Raw genomic sequence first — 22,306 nt, forward strand, 5'->3', positions numbered from 1 at the left:
TCCGAGCGCACCGCGCGTCGTTCAGCCCGGGAGGGCCCAGGCCCCGACGGCCGCCAGCGCAGGGATCTCGTAGTTGCGCAATTGGTCCGCTCTGGCGCCGACATATGTCTCCAGTGCCTGGACCAAGCGGAAGCCGGCTTCCCAGGCCGACGGTCCACGCGCGGTGAGCTGCGTGCCGTTGGGGAACACGACCTGCGACATGATGTTTTCCGGCCCGATTCTGTAAACTTCCGCCTCGAACATGCCCTGCTGGTTGTCGTCCACGCGGACGCAGAACCGCTCCTTGCCGAGCTCATACACCGTCGATTTCATGACTGTCGGACCTCCACAGTGGGTCGACAGTGCAAGGGCGAGTCCAACTGGACTGGCGGGGGGAGCGGCGACAAAGTCAGAAGGGCGAAAAGGGCGAACAGGGCAAAAAGACAGGGCGGAAAGAGGGAAGGGTAAAGAGGAGGAAGGCCGAAGATGGAAGGAGAATGGGCGGCGGGTGGTGCAGCGCGTCGCCTGAAGTACGGCGGCAGCACGCGCAGAACCTGACCGCGGTTCCGACCCGCGACTCTCAAGTGCGCAGCTTCGGCCATCGCATGGGCGCGCGGCCCGCGCCGATTGCCGCGGAGAACGTCGAACAGTAAGTCCTGCGTTGCAGGTACGAATGCGCGAGGGGGAAGAGAGCACGGAGCAGCCGCCAATGGAAGACACCAACGTCCGTTGACCTAAGGGAACCCGCCGTTGCGCGTGCCTTTCTCCTTGCCGCGGGCGACGGAGGCGTATCGCTTCATCCTCGCCGAGCAGGCCGCTGCGCGGACCCGTTAGTGATGCTCCGGCTGCAAGAAGCGGCACGGAGATTCGGTACCCACTGAAACGGGCGCGCGAGCGCCTGCAAGTGCATTGAACCAATGACGCTCGAGATTGAGGCATCGAAGGCCAACGCCGACTTCGCCGACGCTCTGCTGGCGCTGCGTCTCGGCGTCGCTGCGAACGCGCTCCGCGCCCAGTCATCGCTTGGGCTGGTACTCATGGGGGGCCCTGACGATCCGGCGTCCCGCCGGGATCGCACCCTGTCTGTCGTGCAGGCGCTGGGGCTGCTCTCAGAGGCGTTGACGCTGCTTCCGGGGGCACCGACCGACCCGAAGAGCCCGTGCGGGCGCGCGCAACGTTGGGCGCACCATGGCGAAGTCGCCGAGGACGTGGCTGCGGCGATGGGGCTTCTGCTCGTCAAGGCACACCCACTGTCCGCCTTCATCAAGCGCGTGCGCGACAAGCATGCCTCTCACTGGGACAAGGCTGTGCTGACGCCGTGGCTGAAGGAGGCGCTCACGGGGACAGGGCACACAGTGTGGCTGACCTACGCCCCTGACGGCAGCGTTGTACATCAGGCGAGCCTTGACGCGCTCCAGTTCGCGTTGGTCCCCCAAAAGGACGGCCAGGCGCTGGTGGGCGAGTTCGCCAACTTGATGCGCGCGTCTGCCGAAGCCATGGCCATCGTCAACATGTACTTCGATGCGGCGGGTATCGGCTTCCTGCGTGAATGCGGGAAAGCGGATCGCGCGACGGACGACGGGAGGGCCAACGATGCCGAAGCGAACTCATGACGGGCTGTTCAACCGGTGCGAAGTGCGCTCATGGTGCCTCACGTTGGCGCCCCTGGTGGTTGGCAGACTTGCAGACCCAAGAGAATCGACCGCTTGAGCTATGCCGATGGTGTGATCGCGGCCAGGGAGCGTCTTGCGACGCGGCGTGCGCTGCTCGGGATCGTTGGAGGTGGCGTCATCGTCTGGGGTACCCCTGAACTCGTGCCGGCCTGGCCCGTGCTCTCTATGGCCGCGCGACTCGTCGCGGCCGCCGTGGCGGTGGCGGTCTCACTGAAGTTGCCACCCGCGCGTCAGTGGACGGAACGCATTGAGGTGCTCAACGCGGAGCTCGCTGCGCTCCGTGGTGTCGTTGAGGCCCGAGGCGCCGCCTACCCGACGCGCGGGAAGGGCGAGATGTTCAAGGCGGCCTACCAACTGCGCGGGCGTGCGCTCGACTCGCTCGAGGAGGCCCTCGGCGTGGGAATGTTTCGGGAGGGCCGCGAGGTGTTCGTGACGGCCTTCATGCGCGAGGGTGTGGCGGTGCGGGTGACGGCGGCAGTAGGTACGCCATCAGCGTGCCGGCCGGCGGATCGGCCGGAGGGCTGGCCGAGGCACTTCCGGCGGCTTGGATGCGACGAGATCCGGCAGTACCACAACCACCCGGGCACGTCCGGGGCGACGGCTCCCTCAGGGAATGACCGCCAAACGTGCATCCAACTCGAGCACGTCCTAGGTGAACTCGCGCCACAGCTGCGCAGCTTCATCGTGTACTGGAACGAAGCGCACGAGTGGAAGGTGCTGGAGTACGACGCACGAGGCGCGGGCAAGGTCGTTGTCGAGTTCGACGCGCGAGCGGCCCTGATGGCGGGGCAGTCGGTGGCCGAGGCAAAGGGATGATGAGCGCAGCCGGGGGCGTCTCGGCCGGGGCTGGTACCGCAGGCGGTTCGTGGTCTCCGATGGTTGGACGTGCCGCTACTGGTAGGCCGCCCCGGTCCCTCCCTGCACTTGAGGTCAAGGCCACGGTTTGCTTCTGACCCTTGGGGCCTGAAGGAGCCTGTCCTAGTGCGATGGGACAGAGCTCGAATCTGCCCGCTGAAAACAAGACCGGCACAAGACCGAGCCAAGAGCGGCCCAACTCGGTCATTAGCTTCGCCGACGTCTGTGGCGCTAAGTGCTTGTTGTGTCGGTGTTTGGTGATGGTGCGCAGTACTGGATTCGAACCAGTGACCCCCGCCGTGTGAAGGCGGTGCTCTACCGCTGAGCCAACTGCGCACACTGAGGGGGGGTGTGCTCCATGCCGGTCGCCTACCGCGCGGCCGCCACGAACACCGAACTATAACGCAGCCGTCCGGAGGCTGGCAAGACACGGCGGACGTCCGCGCGGCCCAGCCGGCCCCGCCCTTCATTCTGCATGCTGAATGTCGGCGAAGCCCGCCTCAATTGCGCGAGCCTGTGAGCGCCGGCGCAAAGGCGCTCACAGGCTCGCGCTGACCACCCACCACCACGCGAGGGCCACCAGGGCGCCGGCGAGCGTGTCGACGAGGAAGTGGTAGCGGCCGACCACGGTGGCCACGCAGATCGCCAAGGCGGCTACGGCGAAGAGCGGTGCCAGCGGCACGTGCAGCCACGCCAGCGACACCGCGACCGCGACGGCGCCCGCCGCATGGCCGCTCGGAATCGTGTTCATCCGGTGACTGCCGTGCGTCAGCACCGTCTCGTTCGCGTGGCGAAAGGTGGACCGCGTCCGCAGCGCCGCGGCCCAGGGTTCGAGGTCGCGGGGCGGGCGGGTCGGCAGCCACGCCAGCGCCAGGTAGCACGACGCCTCGGCGAGAAAGACGACGGTCCAGTAGCGGTCGACGGCCACCGCGCGGCCGTGCGCCCATGCGGCCCACGCGCCGAGGGGCAGCAGCGCGTAGACGCTCAGGTACGCCGCCTCGAGGCCTTCCAGCACCCAGCGGGGCCCAGTTGTGAGCCGGTGCGGCAGGCGCAGCGCGTCGAGCGCCCAGTGGTCGATCGCGAGCAACCGCGCTTCGAGGCGGGTGTCCGGCGCGACGACGTATCCAGCGGCCGTCCAGTAGGCGCCGAGCACGAAGAGGGCCGGCAGCAGCGTCCGCACGACGTCACCCGCCGCGGTGGCTGGCAGCCACGTCGTCGCCAGCGCGGTCAGGCCGAGAACAGAGGCGCCCCCCAACACGTGGCGACGCGGCGCCGCCTCGAGGGGGCGCACGAACGCCACGACGGCGGCGACGAGGCACCACCACAGGACCACCAGGTCCAGCCGAGAGAGCATCATCTCGAGGGAATGTGACATCGCGCTGCGGATGGGCTCATCGGGCGCGACGAGCTCCGCGCAGGTGGTAGCGACCGAAACACGTGTGAAAATCTGCCCCGTGAAGGATCGCGGGTCTCGCCTCGTGTACTCCAGCGACCAGGGTCGCACGTGTCCCACGTGCGGCTGGCCGTCGAACAACTGTCAGTGCAGCACCCGCGCGGCCGCCGACGAGCCGGTGCCGGCGCGCGTCACCGCCAAGCTCAGGATGGAGAAGAAGGGGCGCGGCGGCAAGACGATGACGGTGGTGGATGGCCTGCCGCGCAACGCCGTCTTCCTCAAGGACCTGTGCACCGAACTCAAGCGCCTGTGCGGCACCGGCGGCGCCATCGAGGACGGGGCCATCGAACTGCAGGGCGACCTGCGCGAGCGCCTGCGGCCCCACCTCGCGTCGAAGGGCTTCATCGTCAAGGGCTGAGCGAAGTCGGGCTAGGATGAGCGCACCCATGCGCATCTCCCGTCTGATCCTCGGTCTCGCCGCGCTGCCTGCGGCGTTCCTGGCCCTGCCCGTGCAGGCCCAGGACGCCGTGACCGGCACCCCTGAAATCCTCGTCACGCCGGTCAGCCCCTCGTGGACGTACGCCGTCGGCGCGCCCGCGTCGTTCTCGGTGCACGTGCGCCGTGATGGCCATCCGCTCCCTGGCGTCACCGTGACCGTGCGCTGTGGGCCCGAGATGCTGCCGCCGGTGCTGACGCGCGAGATCGTCAGCGGCCAGGCGCCGTCGACGATCGAGGCGGGCACCATGACCGCGCCGGGCTTCCTGCGCTGCATCGGCACCGCCATGCACGAGGGCCGCGCCTATCGCGGCCTCGGCACCGCGGGCTTCGACCCGCAGACGATCGCGCCCACCGTCACCAATCCGCCGGACTTCGATGCGTTCTGGGCCGACGGCAAGGAGAAGCTCGCACGCATTCCCATCGAGCTGACGCGTGAGGAATTGCCTGCCTATGGCGGCCCGGGCATCCGCGTCTCGCACGTCAGTTTCCAGACCGTGGGCCTCGAGGCCAACGGGACGAGCACGAGCCGCATCTACGGCATCCTCTGCGAGCCCACCGCGCCGGGGCGGTACCCCGCGCTGCTGCACGTGCCCGGTGCCGGCGTGCGCCCCTACCGCGGCCTGCTCACGCAGTGCCAGCGGGGCATCATCACGCTCCAGATCGGGATTCACGGCCTGCCGGTGACGCTCGACCCGCAGGTCTACGCCGGGCTCGGGGCCGGGAGCCTGTCGCGCTACTTCATGAACAACGTCGAGGACCGCGACCGCTTCGTCTTCCGGCGCATCTACCTCTCGACCGTGCGCGCCAACGACGTGCTCACGAGCCTGCCGACCTTCGACGGCACCAACCTCGGTGTCATCGGCGGCAGCCAGGGCGGCGCGCTGTCCATCGTGACGGCGGGACTCGATCCACGTGTGAAGGTGCTGGCCTCCATCTACCCGGCGCTGGCGGACCTGACGGGATATCTCAACAACCGCGCGGGCGGCTGGCCGCACTTCTTCCACCCGACCCGACCCGGGCCGAAGCCGACGCCCGAGGCGCTCCGCACGCTGCCGTACTACGACGTCGTCAACTTCGCCCGTCGCGTCACGGCGCCGGGGCTCTATACGTGGGGCTACAACGACGAGACCGTGCCGCCGACGTCCATCTTCGCGGCGTTCAACGTCATCACCGCGCCGAAGTCGTGGATGCTCGCCCTGACCACCGGCCACAACACGACGCCGGAACAGAACCTGCGCATGGACGCGTGGATCGAGGCGGCGTTGAAGACCGGTCGTGTTCCCAGCACGATTCCGCTGCCGCCGCCGCCCGTCGTCCCGTGAGGGTGGTGGGTAGGGCCCGTTCTCCGAACGGGCCGTCAGCGGCAGGGCGCAGGGCACGGGTCTGACGATGACGGCCGGCTCGGAGAGCCAGCCCTACCCACAGAGAGCCGGCTGTCACGTCACATCACCCGCTCACATCGTGCCGTAGAGGCGGTCGCCGAAATCGCCGAGGCCGGGGACGATGAACTTGTGCGCGTTGAGGTGGTGGTCGATCGCGGGCGTGTAGATCTGGACGTCCGGAAATGCGGCCTCCACCTCGCGGATGCCCTCGGGCGCCGCCACGATGCAGAGCAGGCGCGTGCGCCGGGCCCCGCGATCGGCCAGCAGTTGCAGCGACGCCACGGCGCTGCCACCGGTCGCGAGCATCGGGTCGACGAGGACGACGACACTGGAGTCGAGGCCCGACGGGAACTTCGCGTAGTACTGCGAGGCCACGGCCGTCGCCTCGTCGCGCTGCAGGCCGATGTGCCCGACGCGCGCGTGCGGCACCACGCTGAGCACCGCGTCGAGCATCCCGAGGCCGGCGCGCAGCACCGGCACCACCACGACATCCGACGCGATGCGCGCGCCGTCGGCCGGGCCGAGCGGCGTGTCCACCACGACCGGGCGCGTCGGGAGATCGCGCATCGCTTCGGTGGCGATGAGCACGCTCAGGCGTTGGGCGTACTGGCGGAACAGCGGCGAGGGAGTCTGCGCGTCACGCAACTGCGTCAGCAGGTCCTGCGCGACGGGATGGGAGATGAGGTGCACGGCCACGCCGGCACTCTATCTGCTGGCTTGCCCTGCCTGCAACGCCCGGCATTCCAGCATTCGGCATTCGGCATTCCCGGCATTCTCATGATGCCTCCCCGGCCCAGCCGTCATACCCGGGGAACCTCGTGCGCATGGTCTCGGTCCAGCCGGCGCCGTGCACGAGCAGCGCCGTCGACAGCGCGTCGCAGAGGAATGACGACGGACCGGTGACCCCCGCGGCACCGGCGCGCTGCACTGGTCGACCCGTGCGGGGATCGACGACGTGGCCGAGCGTCTCGCCATCCACCAGGAAGACGCGCCCGTGAGGTGCCGAGACGGAGAGGGCCCCATCGCGCAGGTGGACGCCGCCACCAGGGCCGTCCCAGCCGATCCACCAGCCGCGCGGGTCCTCGGGGGGCGCGCCAATGGTGTGGACGCTGCTGGTGCCGCCATGCAGCAGGGCAGACGTCACCCCGGCGTCCTGCAGCACCGCGATCGCGAGGTCGATCGCATGGCCCTTGCCAGCGGCCCCGAGGTCCAGTGACAGGCCAGGCGCCGAGAAGCTCACCGTGAGCGCGTCCGCGTCGACCAGCACGCGTGCGGCCCCGACGCGCCCCCGTGCCGCCGCGAGGGCGTCTGGGGCCGGCATGCGCCCCGTGTCGCCAGCGGCGCGCCACAGCCGCACGAGCGGTCCCACGGTGACGTCGAACGCCTGGTCGCACGCGCGCGCGAGTCCGAGGCAGCGACGCAGGACGTGGCAGGTCTCGGCCGTCACGCGAACAGGCTGCCGGGCGGCATCGTGGTTGATGCGACCGATGTCACTTTCGGCGCGATAGGCCGACAACAGCGCGTCCACGCGGGCGATCTCGGCGAGGGCCTCCTCGCCAGCGGCGCGCAGATGGACCGGGTCGTCCCCGTGCAGCACGAGTTCGAACCGGGTCGCCATGGCGTGGGTGGCGAGCAGGAGGCGCATGGGAGGGAAGTAGAACGCAGAACGCAGAACGCAAAAAGCGCCGAACGCGGTGAGGGAGACAGCCCGCGTTCGGCGCAGGCGAGGGATCGGCGGAGGACGGTCCGACCCCTCGCGTTGGCAGCGGCGCTAGGTCAGCCGCTTCTTGGCCTCGTCGAAGGTCACCTGACGCTTCTGACGATAGGCGGTCTCGGCCATCGAGACGATCGTCTGCACCTTGCAGCCGAGCTCGATGCCGCAGTTGGGTTGCCTGTTGGCGCGCATCGACTCGACGAAGTTGCGCATGTGCTTGAGGGGCGATTCGCCCGATCCTTCCGGCGTCTCGTCGCTGGCCTCGATCTCGTCGGTGTACGGCCGCTCGGGCTGCAGCATCAGCTTCGTGCCGCCCGCCAGCAGGTTGGCCTTGTTACCGCGGATCACATCGTCGATGCCGCGCTCGTTGGTGGTCGAGCCAGCGAGGAAGATCATCTTGCCGGACGGGAACTCCACCATCACGAGGGTGGTGTCGGCCACGTCGCGCGGCTCGCCCCACGGCTTGCCGTCGGGGCCCGGGCCCGTGTCGGTCTTCGCCATGTCGCTGCCCATGCAGGCGACGCGCGCCGGATACTCGTCGATGTCCATCGCGAGCATGAGCGGGTGGAGGCGGTGCGGCCAGAGGTCGCCGATGATGCCGTTGCCGTAGTCCCAGTACTTGCGCCACCGGAAGTAGCGCTCGGCGCTGAACGGACGCTTGGGCGCCGGGCCGAGCCAGGTCTGCCAGTCGATCGTCTCGGGCGTGCCCTCGGGATCGATCTCGTAGTTCCACTCGCCCCTGGGGTTGTTGCGGCAGTAGCTGCCCTGGGCCCACAGCACGGTGCCGAGCGTGCCGGCCTTGACGAGTTCGCCTGCCTTGAGCCACTTCGGGTCGGAGCAGGCCTGCGAACCCACCTGCACCAGCTTGCCGGTGGCCTTGGCCACGCTCTGGACCTTGAAGGCCTCGTCGAGCGTGTGGGTCATCGGCTTCTCGACGTACACGTGCTTGCCGGCCTGCAGCGACGCGATGGTCAGCGCCGCATGCCAGTGATCTGGCGTCGCCACGACGACGGCGTCGAGGTCCTTGCCGACGGCCGACAGCATCTTGTCGAAGTGCGCGAAGGCCTGGGCCTCGGTGAGGTTGGCGTTGGTCACGGCGGCGGCGCGGGCCTTCGCCCACACGTCGCAGATCGCCACGACCTGGACGTTGTCGTTCTGCGTCATCTCGCCCGACAGGTTGCGGAGATGCCCGCCGCCCATGCCCTTCACGCCGACGACCGCGAAATTGACGCGGTCGTTCGCGCCGAGCACGCGACCGGCCGACCTGGCCGTCTGCGGCAGGGCGCTCGCCGGCTTCGCGGTGACGATGGATGTCGCCACGGCGCCGGCCGTGGTGCCGGCCGTGGTGATGATGAAGTCCCGTCGGGACATACCCGGCGTGTGATCGGTGGCCATGGGGCTGGGCTCTTTTCTACGTGAGCGAGAAGAGGTCGGGGGTGAGTTCGATGCGACGGCCGGTGAGCGTGGCCTCGTGGGCCTTGATCGCGGTCACGGTGGCGTGCAGGCCCTCGAGCGCGCCCGCATTCACCGGCGCCTTGCCGCGCACCGCCCATGCGAAATTGTCGAGGGCCAGATAGAGCGCCTCCTGCTCGGGTTCGACCGGCCCGTCCTTGCCCGGTTCCTTGCCGGCCGCGAGGATCTTCGTGGAGTCCGCGACGAGCGCGATGCCGACATCGTCGTGCACCGGTTCCTTGCGGGCATAGACTTCCCACCCGAGGAGGGCCGAATCGGCTTCCTTGAACAGCCAGGCCCGCTTGTCGCGAATCAGGAGGCTGCTGTTGTTGCCCTGGAAGGTCGCGTAACTGCCACCGAACGAACTGGTGAGCGTGGCGGCGTAGGTCGCGCGCATCACCTTGCCGTAGTCGAACAGGCAGGTGACCGAGTCCGGGATGTCGCGACCATCGGCCCAGCCGGCGATGGCCCCCGAGCCGCTCACGGCCGTGGGCAGCGTGCCGAGGTAGCTGGAGATGAGGTCGAAGTGGTGGATACCGATCTCACCCGGCAGCCCGGCCGACGATACCCTGGACAGCCGCCAGTTCACCTGCGTCTCGCGTTCGGGGGTCGGCGCCGCGCGGCGCCAGCTTTCCTTCTTGTTCCATTGGGCCTTGACGAGCGCCGTCTCGCCGAGCACGCCGGACTTGACGAACTCCCAGACATGCTTCTGGAGGGCGTTCGAGCGCCCCTGGAGGCCCACCGCGAAGACCTGCCGACCGGCGGCCGTCGCCGCCAGGGCGATGGCACGGGTGTCCTCGATGGTCGAGGCGAGGGGCGCTTCGCAGTACACGTGCTTGCCCGCCTGCAGGGCCGCGAGGACGATCTCCCTGTGGGTGTGCGTGGGGGTCGCGATGATCACGGCCTCGACGTCGGCCAGGCTCAGGACGGCCGTGTAGTCGGCGAGGGCCTGAGCCTTCGGCGCCGCCTGCTGGGCCCGCTTCAGGAAGGGGGCGTAGCTGTCGCAGACGGCGACGAGCGACAGCGGCGTCACCCGCCCGAGGTGCGTGAGCAGCTCGCGTCCCCAGGGGCCGACGCCGATGAGCGCGACCTTGACGGGCGGACCTTCCCAGACCGGTTCGTCGTCCTGCGCGGTCACGTGAGCGGCGGAGAGACCACGCTCCCCGAGGAGGGCACCGAGCGTCGCCGCGGCTCCGGTGAGGAACAGGCGGCGGTCGAGAGGGTCTGGCATCTGTGCTCCTGCCGGAAATCCGGCGGTCGAGGCAGTATCCCTCCGGCGACCCGTGATTTCCACCGGAAACGGGCGCAATTTCGCCGCTTATTCGTGTGGGACGACGCCTACAGGATTCGGGGGAGGGGGCCGTCACGGTACACTCAGTGGTTCGCGCGCAGGCAGATGGGCTGCCAGAAGCGTGCGCCCCCACTCCATGCTTCGACTCGGCATCGTCGGCCTGCCCAACGTCGGCAAGTCCACGCTCTTCAACGCGCTCACGTCCGCCGGGGCGCTCGTCGCCAACTATCCGTTCGCGACGATCGAACCCAACACCGGCATCGTGATGGTGCCGGACCCGCGTCTGGGCGGCCTCGAGAAACTCGTCGCACCCGAGCGGGTCGTGCCGGCCTCCGTGGAGTTCGTCGACATCGCCGGCCTCGTCAAGGGCGCGAGCCAGGGCGAGGGACTCGGCAACCAGTTCCTGCACAACATCCGCGAAGTGGATGCCATCGTGCACGTGGTCCGGTGTTTCGAGGACGAGAACATCCAGCACGTGATGGGCGCGCCGGACCCGGTGCGCGACCGCGAGATCATCAACATCGAACTCGGGCTGGCCGACCTCTCGACGATGGAGAAGCGGCTCGAGAAGTCGATCAAGCTGGCGCGGTCGGGTGACGCGGCGGCCAAGGCCGAGATGGCCATGGTCGAGGCGATCAAGACGCTGCTCGAGGCCGGCAAGCCGGCACGGCTCTACGAGCCGACCGACGACCTGCTGCCCGCGTTCAAGGGCCTCAACCTGCTGACGTCCAAGCCCGTGCTGTATGCCGCCAACGTGCGGGAAGACGAGGCCGCGGAGGGCAACGCGTTCGTCGCCCAGTTGCAGGCGCGCATCACCGAGGAGCACGAGAATGCCGGCGTGGTGGTGTTCTCGGCCAAGGTGGAGGCCGAACTCGCCGAACTGGAGCCCGAGGAGCGGCAGGAGTTCCTCGGCTCGCTCGGCCTGACCGAGTCGGGCCTGGACCGCCTGGCGCGGGCCGCCTACACGCTGCTCGGTCTGCGGAGCTACTTCACGGCCGGCGAGAAGGAAGTGCGGGCCTGGACCATCCACGCCGGCGACAAGGCGCCCGCCGCCGCGGGCGTCATCCACACCGACTTCGAGAAGGGCTTCATCCGCGCCGAGACCGTCGCCTACGACGACTTCATCCGCGTCGGGGGGTGGAAGCCGGCGCGCGAACAGGGCCTCGTGCGCTCCGAGGGCAAGGAGTACGTCGTGCAGGATGGCGATGTCCTGCTGTTCCGCTTCAACGTGTAAGCGCGTTGGGTAGGGCCCGTTCTCCGAACGGGCCGTCACCGGAGACATGACGTGACGCACACCACGCTCCATCGATGCCTCGCGGCGCTGCTCGCGCTAGTTGCGCTCTCCGGGTGCGGGCAGACGCCGACGCGTGGCACCGAACCCGCGCCCGCGCCTGCCGCGAGCACGCAGTCGCAGGCCTCCATCGTGATCACCGGAGGCACGGTGATCACGATGGACGACCAGCGTCGCATCCTGACGCCGGGGGCGATCGCGATCGCCGGCAGCGACGTCGTGGGCGTCGGCACCCCTGACGAGATCGCCGCCCGCTTCAGCGCCGCCGAGACGATCGACGCGACCGGACAGGTCGTGATGCCTGGCCTGATCAACACCCACACGCACGCGGCGATGGTGCTCTATCGCGGCCTTGGCAACGACCTCAACCTGCAGGACTGGTTGACGAAGTACATCTTCCCGGCCGAGGGCAAGACGGTGTCGCCGGAGTTCGTGCGCGCTGGCACGCGGTTGGCCGCGCTCGAGATGATGCTCGGCGGCACGACCACCTTCGCCGACATGTACTACTTCGAGGCGGACGTCGCGGCAGTCGTGCGCGAGGCAGGGCTGCGCGGCGTGCTCGGCCAGACCATCATCCAGTTTCCGGTGGCCGATGCGAAGACGCCCGAGGAGGGGCTGGCCCGCACCCGCACCTTCATCGCCCGCTACAAGGGGGATGCGCTCGTGACGCCCGCGGTCGCGCCGCATTCGATGTACACCCTGAGCGCGGCGACGCTGCAGGCGGTGGACCGTCTCGCTCGCGAGCAAGGGGTGCCCGTGCTGATCCACCTCGAGGAGACCAGCACCGAGCGCGAGGACTCGCTGCGGGCACACGGCCTGTCGCCGACGGCGTACCTGGCCAGGCTCGGCGTGCTGGGGCCGCATGTCCTCGCCGCGCACGGGGTGTGGCTGGCGCCGGCCGACATCGCGACGCTGGCCACCTCGCGCACCGCCATCTCGCACAATCCCGAGAGCAACATGAAGCTGGCCAGCGGCGCGGCGCCGGTGGCCGGGTACGTGGACGCCGGGGTCGCCATCGGTCTCGGCACCGACGGCGCGGCGAGCAACAACGATCTCGACATGTTCGAGGCGATGCGCCAGGCGGCGTTCCTGCAGAAGGTGGTGCGCAAGGACCCGACGGCGGCACCGGCGGCGCTGGTCCTCGAGATGGCGACCCGGCGGGGCGCGGAGGCCCTCGGCATGGGCGATCGGATCGGACAACTGACCGTCGGCCGTCGCGCCGACGTCATCGTCGTCGACACGCGGGCCCCGCACCTGCAGCCGATGTTCGATCCCGTCGCCCAGGTGGTCTACGCGGCCAAGGGCAGCGACGTGCGCACGACGATCGTCAACGGTCGCGTGCTGATGCACGAGCGGGTGGTGAAGACGCTCGTGCCCGGCGCGGTGGTGGCGGATGCTCAGAAGATGGCCGAGCGGGTGAAGGCAGCGCTACCCCGATAAGTCGACACGTGACATGTGATGGGTAGGGCCCGTTCTCCGAACGGGCCGTTCACGGCCGGCTCGGAGAGCCGGCCCTACCCCTCGTCCAGCACGCCGATGTAGGGCAGGTTCCGGTAGCGTTCGGCGTAGTCGAGGCCGTAGCCGATGACGAAGCGGTCCTCGATGGTGAACCCGACGTAGTCGACCGGCACGTCGACCTGACGCCGTGACGGCTTGCTGAGCAGGCAGGCCGTCTTCACCGATCGTGGCCCACGCGCCTTGAAGACCTCGGTCAGGTACGTCAGCGTCAGCCCCGTGTCGACGATGTCCTCGACGATCATCACGTCGCGGCCTTCGATGCCCGTGTCGAGGTCCTTGATGAGCCGCACCTCGCCGGAGGACCGCGTCGCCTTGCCGTAGCTGGAGGCGACGATGAAGTCCAGGGTGACGTGCCGATCGAGCTGACGGACGAGGTCGGAGAAGAAGACGAAGGCGCCTTTCAGCACGCAGACCATGTGCAGGTCGCGGGTGCTGGCATAATCAGCGCGGATCTGTGCGGCGAGTTCGGCCACCCGTGAGGCGATGGCCTCCTGCGTCAGCAGCGGGGTGGGGTGGCTGGGCAGGTTCTCGGGATCGAGGGCCATTCGACGCGGCAGGCTAGCACATATGGCACGTTTCGCAATGATCACGGAGGCTGACGCGCGCATGCTGCCCGAGGGCAGCACCGTGGAGCTGTTGCCGAAGGGGCACATCACGCCCCTGGCGGCCGACACGCTGCGCGATCGCCGGATCACCGTCCTGCGTGCCGACCAGGTCGTCGACGGCGACGGCGCCGACCTGGTGCCGGTGGCCACGGTCCGCCGGGTGATCATCGGCAGCGACCACACGGGCGTCGGACTCAAACAGCACCTGGTGACCGCGCTGCGCGGGCGCGGCCTGGCCGTGCAGGTCGTCGGACCCGAAGGCGCGCACCCCGTGCCGGTGGACTACCCCGACATCGCCGAGCAGGTCGGCCTCGCCGTCGTGCGCAAGGAAGCCGATGCGGGCATCGTCATCGACGGCGCCGGCCTCGGGTCGACGATGGCGGCCAACAAGGTGGCGGGCGTGCGTGCCGCCCTTTGCCTCAACGAGACGCTGGCCAGCTATGCCCGCCAGCACAATGGCGCCAACGTGATCGCGCTCGGGGCGACACTGCTGTCGCCTGCCGATGCGCTGGCGATCGTGCACACGTTCCTCACGACGCCGATGACCGAGCCCCGGTACATCCGGCGGCTGGCGAAACTGCAGCGCCTCGACAAGACCAGGGCCGGGTAGGGCCGGCGCACGGCGGGTAGGGCCGGCTCGCGATGGGTAGGGCCGGCTCTCCGAGCCGGCCGTCACCGTCAGACCACCCTTCGGCTCGAACGAATGTCTTCCGCTGACGGCCCGTTCGGAGAACGGGCCCTACCCAACGAGATATGTCCTACACGCCCTTCGACGTCGAACGCCTCGTGCAGATCATCACGGAGGAGGTCCTGCGCGCGGCGGGGGGCCTCGCGCCCGGCGGCCGCTGCCCCTGTCACGACGTGCATGGCGAGTGCTGCCCGGACCGTCTGCGTGGCGTGCTCGATGCGGGGGCGACCCGTCTGGGGCTGCAGGCCTCGGGCGCCCCGGCCGGCAGCGTCGCGGGCTTGATCGACCACACCCTGCTCAAGCCGGAGGCCACGCAGGCCGAGATCGAGACCCTCTGTCGCGAGGCGCGCGACTACGGCTTCGCCACGGTCTGCCTCAACCCGACCTGGGTGCCGCTGGCGGCGCGGTTGCTGCGAGGCAGTCCCGTCGGCGTGTGTACCGTGGTCGGCTTTCCGCTCGGTGCCACGACCGCGGACGTCAAGCAGTACGAGACCCGCCGCGTGATCTTCGACGGCGCCACCGAAGTCGACATGGTGATCAACATCGGCGCCCTCAGGTCCGGCGACGTCCGGACCGTCAAGCTGGACATCGACGCCGTCACGGACGTGTGTCGCGCCGCGGGCGTGGTGAGCAAGGTCATCATCGAGACCGCGTTGCTGACCGACGAGGAGAAGGTCACCGCGTGCACGCTGGCCAAGGCCGCGGGGGCGACCTTCGTCAAGACGTCCACCGGCTTTGCGCGGAGTGGCGCCACGCCGGCCGACGTCGCGCTCATGCGGCGTGTGGTGGGCGACGAGATGGGGGTGAAGGCGGCCGGCGGCGTTCGCGACCTGTCCGGCGCCCAGGCGATGGTGCAGGCGGGGGCCACGCGGCTCGGCGCCAGCGCGGGCGTCAAGATCGTGCAGGAGTCCAAGGGGGCCCCGGTGGCCGCGTCAGCCGGCGGCGGGTACTAGCGCGGGGGTCGTGCCCTCGACCCAGGCCGCGACCTCCGACGGCGAGAACTGCACGCCGGTGTAGAACGGGCCGAACTCGCCGTAGTCTGCGCTGGCCTCGTCGAAGCGCATCTCGTAGATCAGCCGCTTGAAGACCACCGGGTCGTCGGCGAACAGGTCGACGCCCCACTCCCAGTCGTCGAAGCCGATCGACCCGGAGATGATCTGCGTGACTTCGCCGGCATACAGACGACCGATGTGACCGTGCTCGCGCATCATCGCCGCCCGCGTCTCGAACGGCGCGCTGTACCAGTTCTTGATCTCGCCCCGCCGCTTGTCCATCGGATAGAAGCAGACGTAGCGACGGGCCGGGAACGCCGTGTAGAGCCGACTGCTGACGCGGCCGTGCTGGACCTGCATCGCCGCCTTCTGCGCCGCCCGGTAGTCGTCGGTGCCGTGTTCGAGGCCCTGTGCGGTGAGCTGCTCGTGCAGTTTCGCCGTCATGTCGTACATGCCGAGCTCGACGACCGACACGTAGGACGTCGTGGCCTCGAAGGCCTCGGCGATCGGCAGGCGGGCGACATCGAGCTGGGCCTGCACCAGCGCGTCGAACGACCGGCGCGCATGCACCAGCATGAGGTCGGCCTTGTGGCCGAGCATGGCCACCGCGATCGTCGTGCCGTCGGTGTCCGACCCGCGTTCGAGGAACTCGCGCAGGCCCTGCGCCAGCTCGGCGCGCTCATCGTTGGTGGCCTGCACGAGCGCGGGCCAGGAGACGCGGAACATCTGGTGCAGGAGGCACCAGCCTTCGAGGGTTTCGGGGACGGTCAGCACACCCCGTAGCCTACAGCCTCGGACCGCGACCTACCACCGAATTGCTCGCCACGGCGCGCTGAAGGCGTCGGTCCACGGCGCCTCGCGGCTGACGTGAGGCCGTCCGAGCGGCTGCAGCGTGTCGGCGCTGCGCGAGAGCAGCAACCAGCGCGTGGCCTGCACCAGCCCGGGGCCGGCGTCGCCCTCGACGAGCACGGCGTGGAAGCCCTGCTCGCGCCCGGCGGCCGTGACGATCCCGGCGAGGTCGAGGTAGCGATTGGCGACGTTGACCGCGATCAGGCTGCGGTCGTCGCGCAGGTGGCGGGCATACGCCGCGAGGGCCTCGCGCGTCACCAGATGCACCGGCACCGCATCGCTGCTGAACGCATCCATCGCCAGCAGGTCGACGCCGAGCGGCGGCGTCCGTTCGAGGGCCAGGCGACCGTCGCCCACCACGATGTCGATGTGCGCCGGACTGTCGCGGACGTAGGTGAAGGGCGGCCGCGCGCCCTCCGACAGCGCCACCACCTGCGGGTCGATCTCGTAGAAGGTGTACGTATCGCCCGGGCGGCCATACGCGGCCAGCGTGCCGATGCCGAGGCCAATCACCGCCACGCGCGTCGCGGCGCGGCGCGCCGCGACCATCGCCATCGCCCGGCCCACCCCACTCGACGACGTGAAATACGCCGTGGGTTCCCGACGCCGATCCGGTGCGAGCCATTGGACGCCGTGCAGCGTCGACCCGTGGATGAATCGACGGTACGCGGCGCCGTCAGGCAGGGCCAGTTCGCGCACGCGCACCGTGCCGAAGAAGTTGCGCGAGGCGTGCGTGGTCTGTCCGGCCACGAGCCGTGCGTCGGCAGCCGTGGCCGCCAGCAGGACGAGTCCGGCCAGGACCTGCGCCTCGGCCAGCAGGCGTGTCCGGCGCCGGGCCACCGGCGGTCGGTGACGAGCCTGACTGAACAGGTGCACGGCCAGCACCAGCAGCGTCGCCGCCACGGTCAGCGGGTACTCGATGACGCGCGTGAACACCAGGGGCGCACCGAAACCCACGAGCGCGCTGCCCAGCACGCCGCCGGCGGCGATGACGAGGTAGTAGCGCGTCAGCCCCTGCGGGTCGGGCGCTCGCCGGGCCAGTTCGCCGTGGAGGGCGAGGCCCGCCACCAACAGGAGGAGCAGCGTCAGCCCCAGCTGCACAGGCATGGCCCACGGCGCGAGGGAGGCGATCGCCGCGACGACGATCACCTGTGCCAGCCGCGCCAGTGGACAGACCGCCGGCCGCTCGAAGGCGACGATGAACGAGATGAGGTAAAGGGCGAGCGGCACCATCCACAGGAACGGCACGGCGGCGATGTCCTGCGTGAGGCGCGTGGTGGTGGCCTGCAGCAGCGCCGAGGGCACCGCCGCCAAGACGAGCCACACCGCGACTCCGGCGTGCCACGGCCGTTCCGTGGCGGTGCCCGCGGAAGGGCCTGTGGGGAGGGCCCGTGCTCCGAACGGGCCGTCACGCTCGCCCCACACCTGCCAGGCACACAGCGCGAGCGCCCCCCCGAACGCCACGAAGGCCAGCGTCCACCACAGGCCCTGCTGCCTCAGATCCAGGTGCGGCTCGACGAGCACGGGATAGGTCAACAGCCCCGCCAGCGAGCCGGCGTTGGACACCGCGTACAGGCGATAGGGAGAGGCGTCGCTGCCGAGATCCGCGCGCCAGCGCTGCAGCAGCGGACTCGCGCTGGCCAGCACCAGGAAGGGCACACCGACGGCGACGACCAGGAGCAGCGTGATGGCGGTGATCGGGGCCGTCACGTCCTGAGGCCGCCAACTGTCATCCGGGGATACCGGCGACGGCCACACCAGGGCGCGCCACGCCAGCAGGGCCAGCGCTGTCGTCAGCAGGCCGACGTGGACAACGACCTGGCGCCGCCGCGATCGCAGGCGGGCGATGCCGTGCGCCCAGGCGTAGCCGGCCAGCAGCAACGTCTGGAACACCACGAGACTCGTCGACCACACGGCGGGCGCCCCGCCGAACCAGGGCAGGATCTGGCGAGCCAGCAGGAACTGAATCTGGAAGAGCAGGCAGGCGCCGAGACCGATGGCCACGACGAAGGCCGCCTCGACGGCGATCACGCGCCTACCACCGCACCGTCTGCAGCAGGTTGCTGGCGGCGTCGGTCCACGGCGTCGTCTGCGCTCCGGCCCACGCCTCACCGAAGGCCGTCAGGGCCGCGGGGTCGCGGGCCAGCAGCATCCAGGTACTCCGCTCGCTCTCGTTGTCCACGAGGTCGTTGACCACCTCGACGGCGTGGAAGCCTGCCTGTGCACCGCTGGCCTGCACGATGCCCTCGAGCTCCAGGTAGCGGTTGGAGGTGTGCACCGCGAGGACGCTGCGCGCGTCGCGCAGGTGGCGCGCGTAGAGCGCGAAGGCCTCCTGCGTCAGCAGGTGTACCGGGACCGAGTCGCTGCTGAAGGCGTCCACCACCAGCACGTCGAAGCCGTGGGGACGCGCCCGTTCGAGGCTGAGCCTCGCATCGCCCCCGACCACCGAGATGCGGGCGGCCGACTCGCGCAGGTAGCGGAAGAAGGGCGTCGGCGCCGTCGAGAGCGCGACGACCTGGGGATCGATCTCGAAGAAGGTGAACGCGTCCCCAGGACGGCCGTAGGCGGCCAGCGTCCCGACGCCGAGCCCGATGACGCCGACACGTGCCGGGCGTTCGAGCATCGCGAGGGCGCTCATCGCCTGGCCGACGCCGCTGGAGGTCGTGTAGTACGTCGTGGCGACCTTCGCCTTGTCACCGGCGAGGTACTGCAGGCCGTGCAGGGTGGTGCCGTGCTGCAGGCGTCGATACCGTTCGCCGGTGTCGAACACCTGTTCGCGCACCCGGAGCGCCCCGAAGAAGCTGCGCGACGTGAACACCGCGTCGGAGGTCAGCTCGACCCATCCGAGTGCGGTCTTGCCGCCGATCACGCCACCCAGGACCGCGAGCATCACGCCGGCGATGCGGGCGATGCGTGCTCCCCACCGCGACGTGAGATGTTCGGCGCGCGTCACGTGCACCAGGCCCAGCACGAGCGCCGCCGCCATCAGCGTCAGGGGGTACTCGACCAGCCCGTCGAAGGCGATTGGGGCGCCGAGCGCAACCACGGCGCTGCCGAGCGCGCCGCCGGCCGAGACCAGCAGGAAGTAGCGGGTCAGGTGCCGTGGCGCGGGCGCGCGTGCCGCGAGCTCGCCATGGAAGCACCAGCCGACCAGTCCGAGCAGTCCGAGTGTGGTCGCGAGCGTGACGCGGGTGCTCCACTCGGGGAGCGCCGCCGCCATGCCGAGGGCCACGGCCAGGGTCAGCCACTCGAGGCGGAACAGCCGCGGCATCTCGAAGGCGATGATGAAGGTCACCAGGTAAATGGCCAGCGGCACCATCCACAGGAAGGGGACCGCCGCGATGTCCTGCGTGATCTTCGTCGTCGTGGCCTGCAGCAGCGCCGCGGGGATCGCGGCGAGCAGCAACCACAGCGCCTGCGCCCCGACCGAGGGCAGCGCGTCCGCCTCCGGACTCCCGTCTGGCGATTCCCGATTCCCGGTTCCCGGTTCCCGACTGACTTCGACGCTGCGCACGCTGCGCGCGCACGCCAGAACGGCCCCGGCGTACACGAGGTACGCCACCGCCCACCAGCGCCCCTGCTGGAAGAGGTCGAGCCGTGGCTCGATGATCAGGGGATACGAGATCAAGCCGCCGAGCGACCCGAGATTGGACAGCGCGTACAACCGATAGGGCGAGCGCTCGGGGAATCGGTCCGCGTACCACCGCTGCAGCAGGGGACTCGTGCTGGCCAGCAGCACGAACGGCAAGCCGATGGCCCCGGTCAGCAGCAGCAGGATCTGCGCGATGGGGGAGCCGTCCGGATCGGGCTTCCAGCCGTCACCAGGCGTGACGGGCGACGGCCACGTGACGGCGCGCCAGGCGAGCAGCCCGAGCACGATGGCAATCACGCCGACATGGCGCAGCCACTGCGCCCGTCGCGGCAGGCTGGCGATCGCGTGCGCATAGGCATAGCCGGCCAGCAGCAGCACCTGGAAGGCGACCAGGCTCGTGGACCACACCGACGGCGATCCGCCGAACCACGGCAGGATCAGCTTGGCCAGCAGGAACTGGATCTGGAAGAGCAGGCACGCGCCGAGGCCGATGGCGAGGCCGAACGCGACCGCCGGACTCATGCCTTCGGGTCGCCCGTCGTGGGGAGTGTCGCCGACGTGGGTAGGGCCCGCTCTCCGAGCGGGCCGTCATGCGTCGGCGCGATGACCACGTTGCGATAGGGAAACGGAATCTCGATGCCCTCGGTGTCGAACGCGCGCTTGACGCGTCGCAGGAACTCGCGTCCGACCACCCACTGCTTGCTCGGGATGGTCTTGAGGCGCACCTTGATGTCGACCGAGGACTCGCTGAAGCGGTCGACCCCCAGCACCTCCAGCGGGCCGAGCATGAAGGGCCCGAACTCCGGCGTCGCCAGCAGCGCATCCGCCACCTGCACCAGCACCGTCGTCACCCGGTCGGTGTCCTCGCGATAGGCGACCGCGACGCTGGTCACGTAGAACGAGAAGTCCTTGGTCAGGTTCGACAGGCGCTGGATGTTGCCGTTGGGGAAGACGTGAACCGTGCCGGTCTCGTCGCGCAGGATGATCGTGCGCAGCGTGATGCGCTCGACCAGACCGCCCGTGCCGTCGATGTTGGCCACGTCGCCGACCCGCACCTGATCCTCGAGAATGAGGAAGAAGCCGCTGATGATGTCCTTCACCAGCGACTGCGCGCCGAACCCGACCGCGAGCCCGACGATGCCGGCGCCGGTCAGGATCGGGGTGATGTCGACGTTGAGCTCGCGCAGGATCATCAGCAGCGCGATGGTCGAGACCAGGACGTAGACGGTGTTGTGGACCAGCGTCCCGAGCGTGCGGGCCCGCTTGGCCCGCTCCAGCACGTTGACCGTCGTCGCCGTCCCGATCGACGCTTCGAGGCGCGCCACCACCAGGCCGACCACGTGGATGACCAGCCACGACAGCAGCGCCACCAGCAGGATGCGGAGCCCCGACCCGGTCATCCAGTCGCCCAGCCGTGCTGGCGTGAGGCCGACGTTGGACTGGATGCCGACGACCGCCATGGCCGGGAAGATCAGGACCGCGCCCACCATCAGCGTGACCAGGACGCGCACCGCCCGCAGACCGGCCCGCGCGTTCTTGCGCACGACCGTGTCGCCGGGCATGTCCCGGTTGACCCGAGCCACGCCGGCCAGCAGGAGGCGGGTGACCAGTTCGGCCACCAGGTACGCCAGGGTCAGCACCACGACGACGGCGAGCATCGCCCTGACCCAGGGCGGATACGCGTCGAACAGGCCCTGCAACAGCGCTGGCGTGGCCCTGGTCACGACGGTCTACTTGCCGTACAACTCGCCGCGGCGGAGCCGACGGTACATGTCGAGCGAGTCCTTCAGGATGGTCACCGCGTCCTCGGGACCGAGGAAGTCCGTGACCTCGACGGCCTTGTTCTCGAGGGTCTTGTAGTCCTCGAAGAACCGCTTGATCTCGCGCAGCGTGTGGCCCGGCAACTGGGTGTGAGTGCTGTAGTCGTTGAAGGCAGGGTCGAGGGTGCTGACGGCGATGATCTTGTCGTCGAGTCCCTTCTCGTCGCGCATGCGCATGACGCCGATGGCCCGGGCCTGCACCACCGTCAGGGGATGCACCGGCTCCTGGCCGAGGACCAGGGCGTCCAGCGGGTCGCCGTCGTCGCAGAACGACCGCGGGATGAAGCCGTAGTTGGCCGGGTAGTACACGGCGCTGTACAGCACCCGGTCGAGCCGCATCAGGCCGGACTCCTTGTCCAGCTCGTACTTGTTCTTGCTGCCCATCGGCACTTCGATGACGACAGGGAAGGTCTTGGCGATGAGGTGATCGTCGACGTAGATGTCGTGCCAGGGGTGCATACGGGGTCGATTGTAAGCGGGAAGGCGCCGCCGGCCGGTCTGGCGGTCTGCCCGGCCGGGCTGACACCCGGCCGGGCGACTAAGCAGGCGGGCGGGGTCCGTCGTACTCTTGTGTGGATCGATGACGCGATTGACCTCCCTCCGTCTGCTGCCGCACCCGAGTTCCCGTCGACTGCTGACGGCCAGCGCCGCCAGCGCCGCCGCCCTCATGCTTGCGCTCGGCAGCGCCGGATGCGGCGGGGCCGCGCCTGCCGG

The 22,306-nt window shown here is 69.6% G+C and carries 20 protein-coding genes and 1 tRNA gene; 8 read left to right on the forward strand and 13 right to left on the reverse strand.

Translation table 11 applies throughout. The features are described from left to right. Nucleotides 1-21: 21 nt before the first annotated feature. Entirely contained in the window at nt 22-312 is a 291-nt protein-coding gene (locus Q0C41_RS10925) for a hypothetical protein (RefSeq protein WP_291983677.1), read from the reverse strand. 584 nt (nt 313-896) lie between these two features. Here Q0C41_RS10925 and Q0C41_RS10930 point away from each other — a divergent pair. Both Q0C41_RS10930 and Q0C41_RS10935 read left to right on the forward strand, forming a co-directional pair. Beyond that, entirely contained in the window at nt 897-1,592 is a 696-nt protein-coding gene (locus tag Q0C41_RS10930) for a hypothetical protein (RefSeq protein WP_291983679.1), read from the forward strand. A gap of 93 nt (nt 1,593-1,685) precedes the next feature. Further along, complete coding sequence (locus tag Q0C41_RS10935; protein WP_291983681.1) at nt 1,686-2,468, forward strand: hypothetical protein; 783 nt, start codon at nt 1,686-1,688, stop codon at nt 2,466-2,468. 300 nt (nt 2,469-2,768) lie between these two features. Here the strand turns inward: Q0C41_RS10935 and Q0C41_RS10940 are convergent. Both Q0C41_RS10940 and Q0C41_RS10945 read right to left on the reverse strand, forming a co-directional pair. Next, nucleotides 2,769-2,843, reverse strand: a tRNA-Val gene (locus tag Q0C41_RS10940). Between the two features lie 202 nt (nt 2,844-3,045). Further along, nucleotides 3,046-3,882: a phosphatase PAP2 family protein gene (locus Q0C41_RS10945; protein ID WP_291983683.1), complete on the reverse strand. Its 837-nt coding sequence runs from the start codon at nt 3,880-3,882 to the stop codon at nt 3,046-3,048. 79 nt (nt 3,883-3,961) lie between these two features. Here Q0C41_RS10945 and Q0C41_RS10950 point away from each other — a divergent pair, with 79 nt between their 5' ends. Then, entirely contained in the window at nt 3,962-4,318 is a 357-nt protein-coding gene (locus tag Q0C41_RS10950) for a hypothetical protein (RefSeq protein WP_291983685.1), read from the forward strand. Between the two features lie 28 nt (nt 4,319-4,346). Further along, a complete protein-coding gene (locus Q0C41_RS10955) occupies nt 4,347-5,720 on the forward strand; it encodes an acetylxylan esterase (protein ID WP_291983687.1) in 1,374 nt (457 codons plus the stop codon). Between the two features lie 132 nt (nt 5,721-5,852). Here Q0C41_RS10955 and upp read toward each other — a convergent pair whose 3' ends face one another. The 4 genes from upp to Q0C41_RS10975 all read right to left on the reverse strand — a co-directional run bounded on the left by upp (nt 5,853) and on the right by Q0C41_RS10975 (nt 10,177). Next, entirely contained in the window at nt 5,853-6,476 is a 624-nt protein-coding gene (upp, locus tag Q0C41_RS10960) for a uracil phosphoribosyltransferase (protein WP_291983689.1), read from the reverse strand. Between the two features lie 79 nt (nt 6,477-6,555). After that, a complete protein-coding gene (locus Q0C41_RS10965) occupies nt 6,556-7,425 on the reverse strand; it encodes an FAD:protein FMN transferase (protein ID WP_291983691.1) in 870 nt (289 codons plus the stop codon). 126 nt (nt 7,426-7,551) lie between these two features. Then, the gene (locus Q0C41_RS10970; protein WP_291983693.1) at nt 7,552-8,889 is read right to left on the reverse strand and encodes a Gfo/Idh/MocA family oxidoreductase; all 1,338 of its coding nucleotides are present in this window, start codon (nt 8,887-8,889) and stop codon (nt 7,552-7,554) included. A 16-nt stretch (nt 8,890-8,905) separates the two neighbouring features. After that, nucleotides 8,906-10,177: a Gfo/Idh/MocA family oxidoreductase gene (locus Q0C41_RS10975; protein ID WP_291983695.1), complete on the reverse strand. Its 1,272-nt coding sequence runs from the start codon at nt 10,175-10,177 to the stop codon at nt 8,906-8,908. 196 nt (nt 10,178-10,373) lie between these two features. Here Q0C41_RS10975 and ychF point away from each other — a divergent pair, with 196 nt between their 5' ends. Beyond that, nucleotides 10,374-11,471, forward strand: coding sequence for a redox-regulated ATPase YchF (gene ychF / locus Q0C41_RS10980; RefSeq protein WP_291983697.1), 1,098 nt, complete (start codon nt 10,374-10,376; stop codon nt 11,469-11,471). Nucleotides 11,472-11,522: 51 nt separating this feature from the next. After that, on the forward strand, nt 11,523-12,968 hold the full coding sequence (locus tag Q0C41_RS10985) for an amidohydrolase (RefSeq protein ID WP_291983699.1): 1,446 nt from the start codon (nt 11,523-11,525) through the stop codon (nt 12,966-12,968). 74 nt (nt 12,969-13,042) lie between these two features. Here Q0C41_RS10985 and hpt read toward each other — a convergent pair whose 3' ends face one another. Then, a complete protein-coding gene (hpt, locus tag Q0C41_RS10990; RefSeq protein WP_291983701.1) occupies nt 13,043-13,591 on the reverse strand; it encodes a hypoxanthine phosphoribosyltransferase in 549 nt (182 codons plus the stop codon). Nucleotides 13,592-13,613: 22 nt separating this feature from the next. Between hpt and Q0C41_RS10995 the strand changes: the two genes are divergently transcribed. Further along, nucleotides 13,614-14,261, forward strand: a complete 648-nt coding sequence (locus tag Q0C41_RS10995; RefSeq protein ID WP_291983703.1) for an RpiB/LacA/LacB family sugar-phosphate isomerase — start codon at nt 13,614-13,616, stop codon at nt 14,259-14,261. Between the two features lie 317 nt (nt 14,262-14,578). Further along, nucleotides 14,579-15,292 (forward strand): deoxyribose-phosphate aldolase, encoded by a 714-nt coding sequence (gene deoC / locus Q0C41_RS11000; RefSeq protein WP_367079196.1) that lies wholly within the window; start codon nt 14,579-14,581, stop codon nt 15,290-15,292. Here deoC and hemQ read toward each other — a convergent pair. Genes hemQ through Q0C41_RS11025 form a run of 5 tightly spaced genes read right to left on the reverse strand, consistent with a single transcriptional unit; the run spans nt 15,272 to nt 22,051 of the window. After that, nucleotides 15,272-16,105 carry a hydrogen peroxide-dependent heme synthase gene (gene hemQ / locus Q0C41_RS11005; protein ID WP_291983707.1) on the reverse strand — a complete coding sequence of 278 codons (834 nt, stop codon included), beginning with the start codon at nt 16,103-16,105 and terminating at the stop codon, nt 15,272-15,274. The two genes, deoC and hemQ, sit on opposite strands and share 21 nt — an antisense overlap. 30 nt (nt 16,106-16,135) lie before the next feature. Next, nucleotides 16,136-18,211 carry a fused MFS/spermidine synthase gene (locus Q0C41_RS11010; protein WP_291983709.1) on the reverse strand — a complete coding sequence of 692 codons (2,076 nt, stop codon included), beginning with the start codon at nt 18,209-18,211 and terminating at the stop codon, nt 16,136-16,138. Nucleotides 18,212-18,215: 4 nt separating this feature from the next. Further along, the gene (locus Q0C41_RS11015) at nt 18,216-20,294 is read right to left on the reverse strand and encodes a fused MFS/spermidine synthase (RefSeq protein ID WP_291983711.1); all 2,079 of its coding nucleotides are present in this window, start codon (nt 20,292-20,294) and stop codon (nt 18,216-18,218) included. Beyond that, nucleotides 20,291-21,496, reverse strand: coding sequence for a mechanosensitive ion channel family protein (locus tag Q0C41_RS11020; protein ID WP_291983713.1), 1,206 nt, complete (start codon nt 21,494-21,496; stop codon nt 20,291-20,293). Before Q0C41_RS11020 ends, Q0C41_RS11015 begins: the two co-directional genes overlap by 4 nt. 6 nt (nt 21,497-21,502) lie before the next feature. After that, nucleotides 21,503-22,051 (reverse strand): inorganic diphosphatase, encoded by a 549-nt coding sequence (locus tag Q0C41_RS11025; protein WP_291983715.1) that lies wholly within the window; start codon nt 22,049-22,051, stop codon nt 21,503-21,505. Nucleotides 22,052-22,306: the final 255 nt, after the last annotated feature.

It is taken from the genome of Luteitalea sp., from assembly GCF_022842525.1.
Taxonomy (GTDB): Bacteria; Acidobacteriota; Vicinamibacteria; order Vicinamibacterales; family Vicinamibacteraceae; genus Luteitalea.

What these genes read in the sequence shown, in the direction of transcription:
- Q0C41_RS10925 (WP_291983677.1), bottom strand. Translation starts at nt 312, where the DNA reads ATGAAATCGACGGTGTATGAGCTCGGCAAGGAGCGGTTCTGCGTCCGC.
- Q0C41_RS10930 (WP_291983679.1), top strand. Translation starts at nt 897, where the DNA reads ATGACGCTCGAGATTGAGGCATCGAAGGCCAACGCCGACTTCGCCGAC.
- Q0C41_RS10945 (WP_291983683.1), bottom strand. Translation starts at nt 3,882, where the DNA reads ATGTCACATTCCCTCGAGATGATGCTCTCTCGGCTGGACCTGGTGGTC.
- Q0C41_RS10955 (WP_291983687.1), top strand. Translation starts at nt 4,347, where the DNA reads ATGCGCATCTCCCGTCTGATCCTCGGTCTCGCCGCGCTGCCTGCGGCG.
- Q0C41_RS10965 (WP_291983691.1), bottom strand. Translation starts at nt 7,425, where the DNA reads ATGCGCCTCCTGCTCGCCACCCACGCCATGGCGACCCGGTTCGAACTC.
- Q0C41_RS10970 (WP_291983693.1), bottom strand. Translation starts at nt 8,889, where the DNA reads ATGGCCACCGATCACACGCCGGGTATGTCCCGACGGGACTTCATCATC.
- Q0C41_RS10975 (WP_291983695.1), bottom strand. Translation starts at nt 10,177, where the DNA reads ATGCCAGACCCTCTCGACCGCCGCCTGTTCCTCACCGGAGCCGCGGCG.
- ychF (WP_291983697.1), top strand. Translation starts at nt 10,374, where the DNA reads ATGCTTCGACTCGGCATCGTCGGCCTGCCCAACGTCGGCAAGTCCACG.
- hpt (WP_291983701.1), bottom strand. Translation starts at nt 13,591, where the DNA reads ATGGCCCTCGATCCCGAGAACCTGCCCAGCCACCCCACCCCGCTGCTG.
- Q0C41_RS10995 (WP_291983703.1), top strand. Translation starts at nt 13,614, where the DNA reads ATGGCACGTTTCGCAATGATCACGGAGGCTGACGCGCGCATGCTGCCC.
- Q0C41_RS11015 (WP_291983711.1), bottom strand. Translation starts at nt 20,294, where the DNA reads ATGAGTCCGGCGGTCGCGTTCGGCCTCGCCATCGGCCTCGGCGCGTGC.
- Q0C41_RS11025 (WP_291983715.1), bottom strand. Translation starts at nt 22,051, where the DNA reads ATGCACCCCTGGCACGACATCTACGTCGACGATCACCTCATCGCCAAG.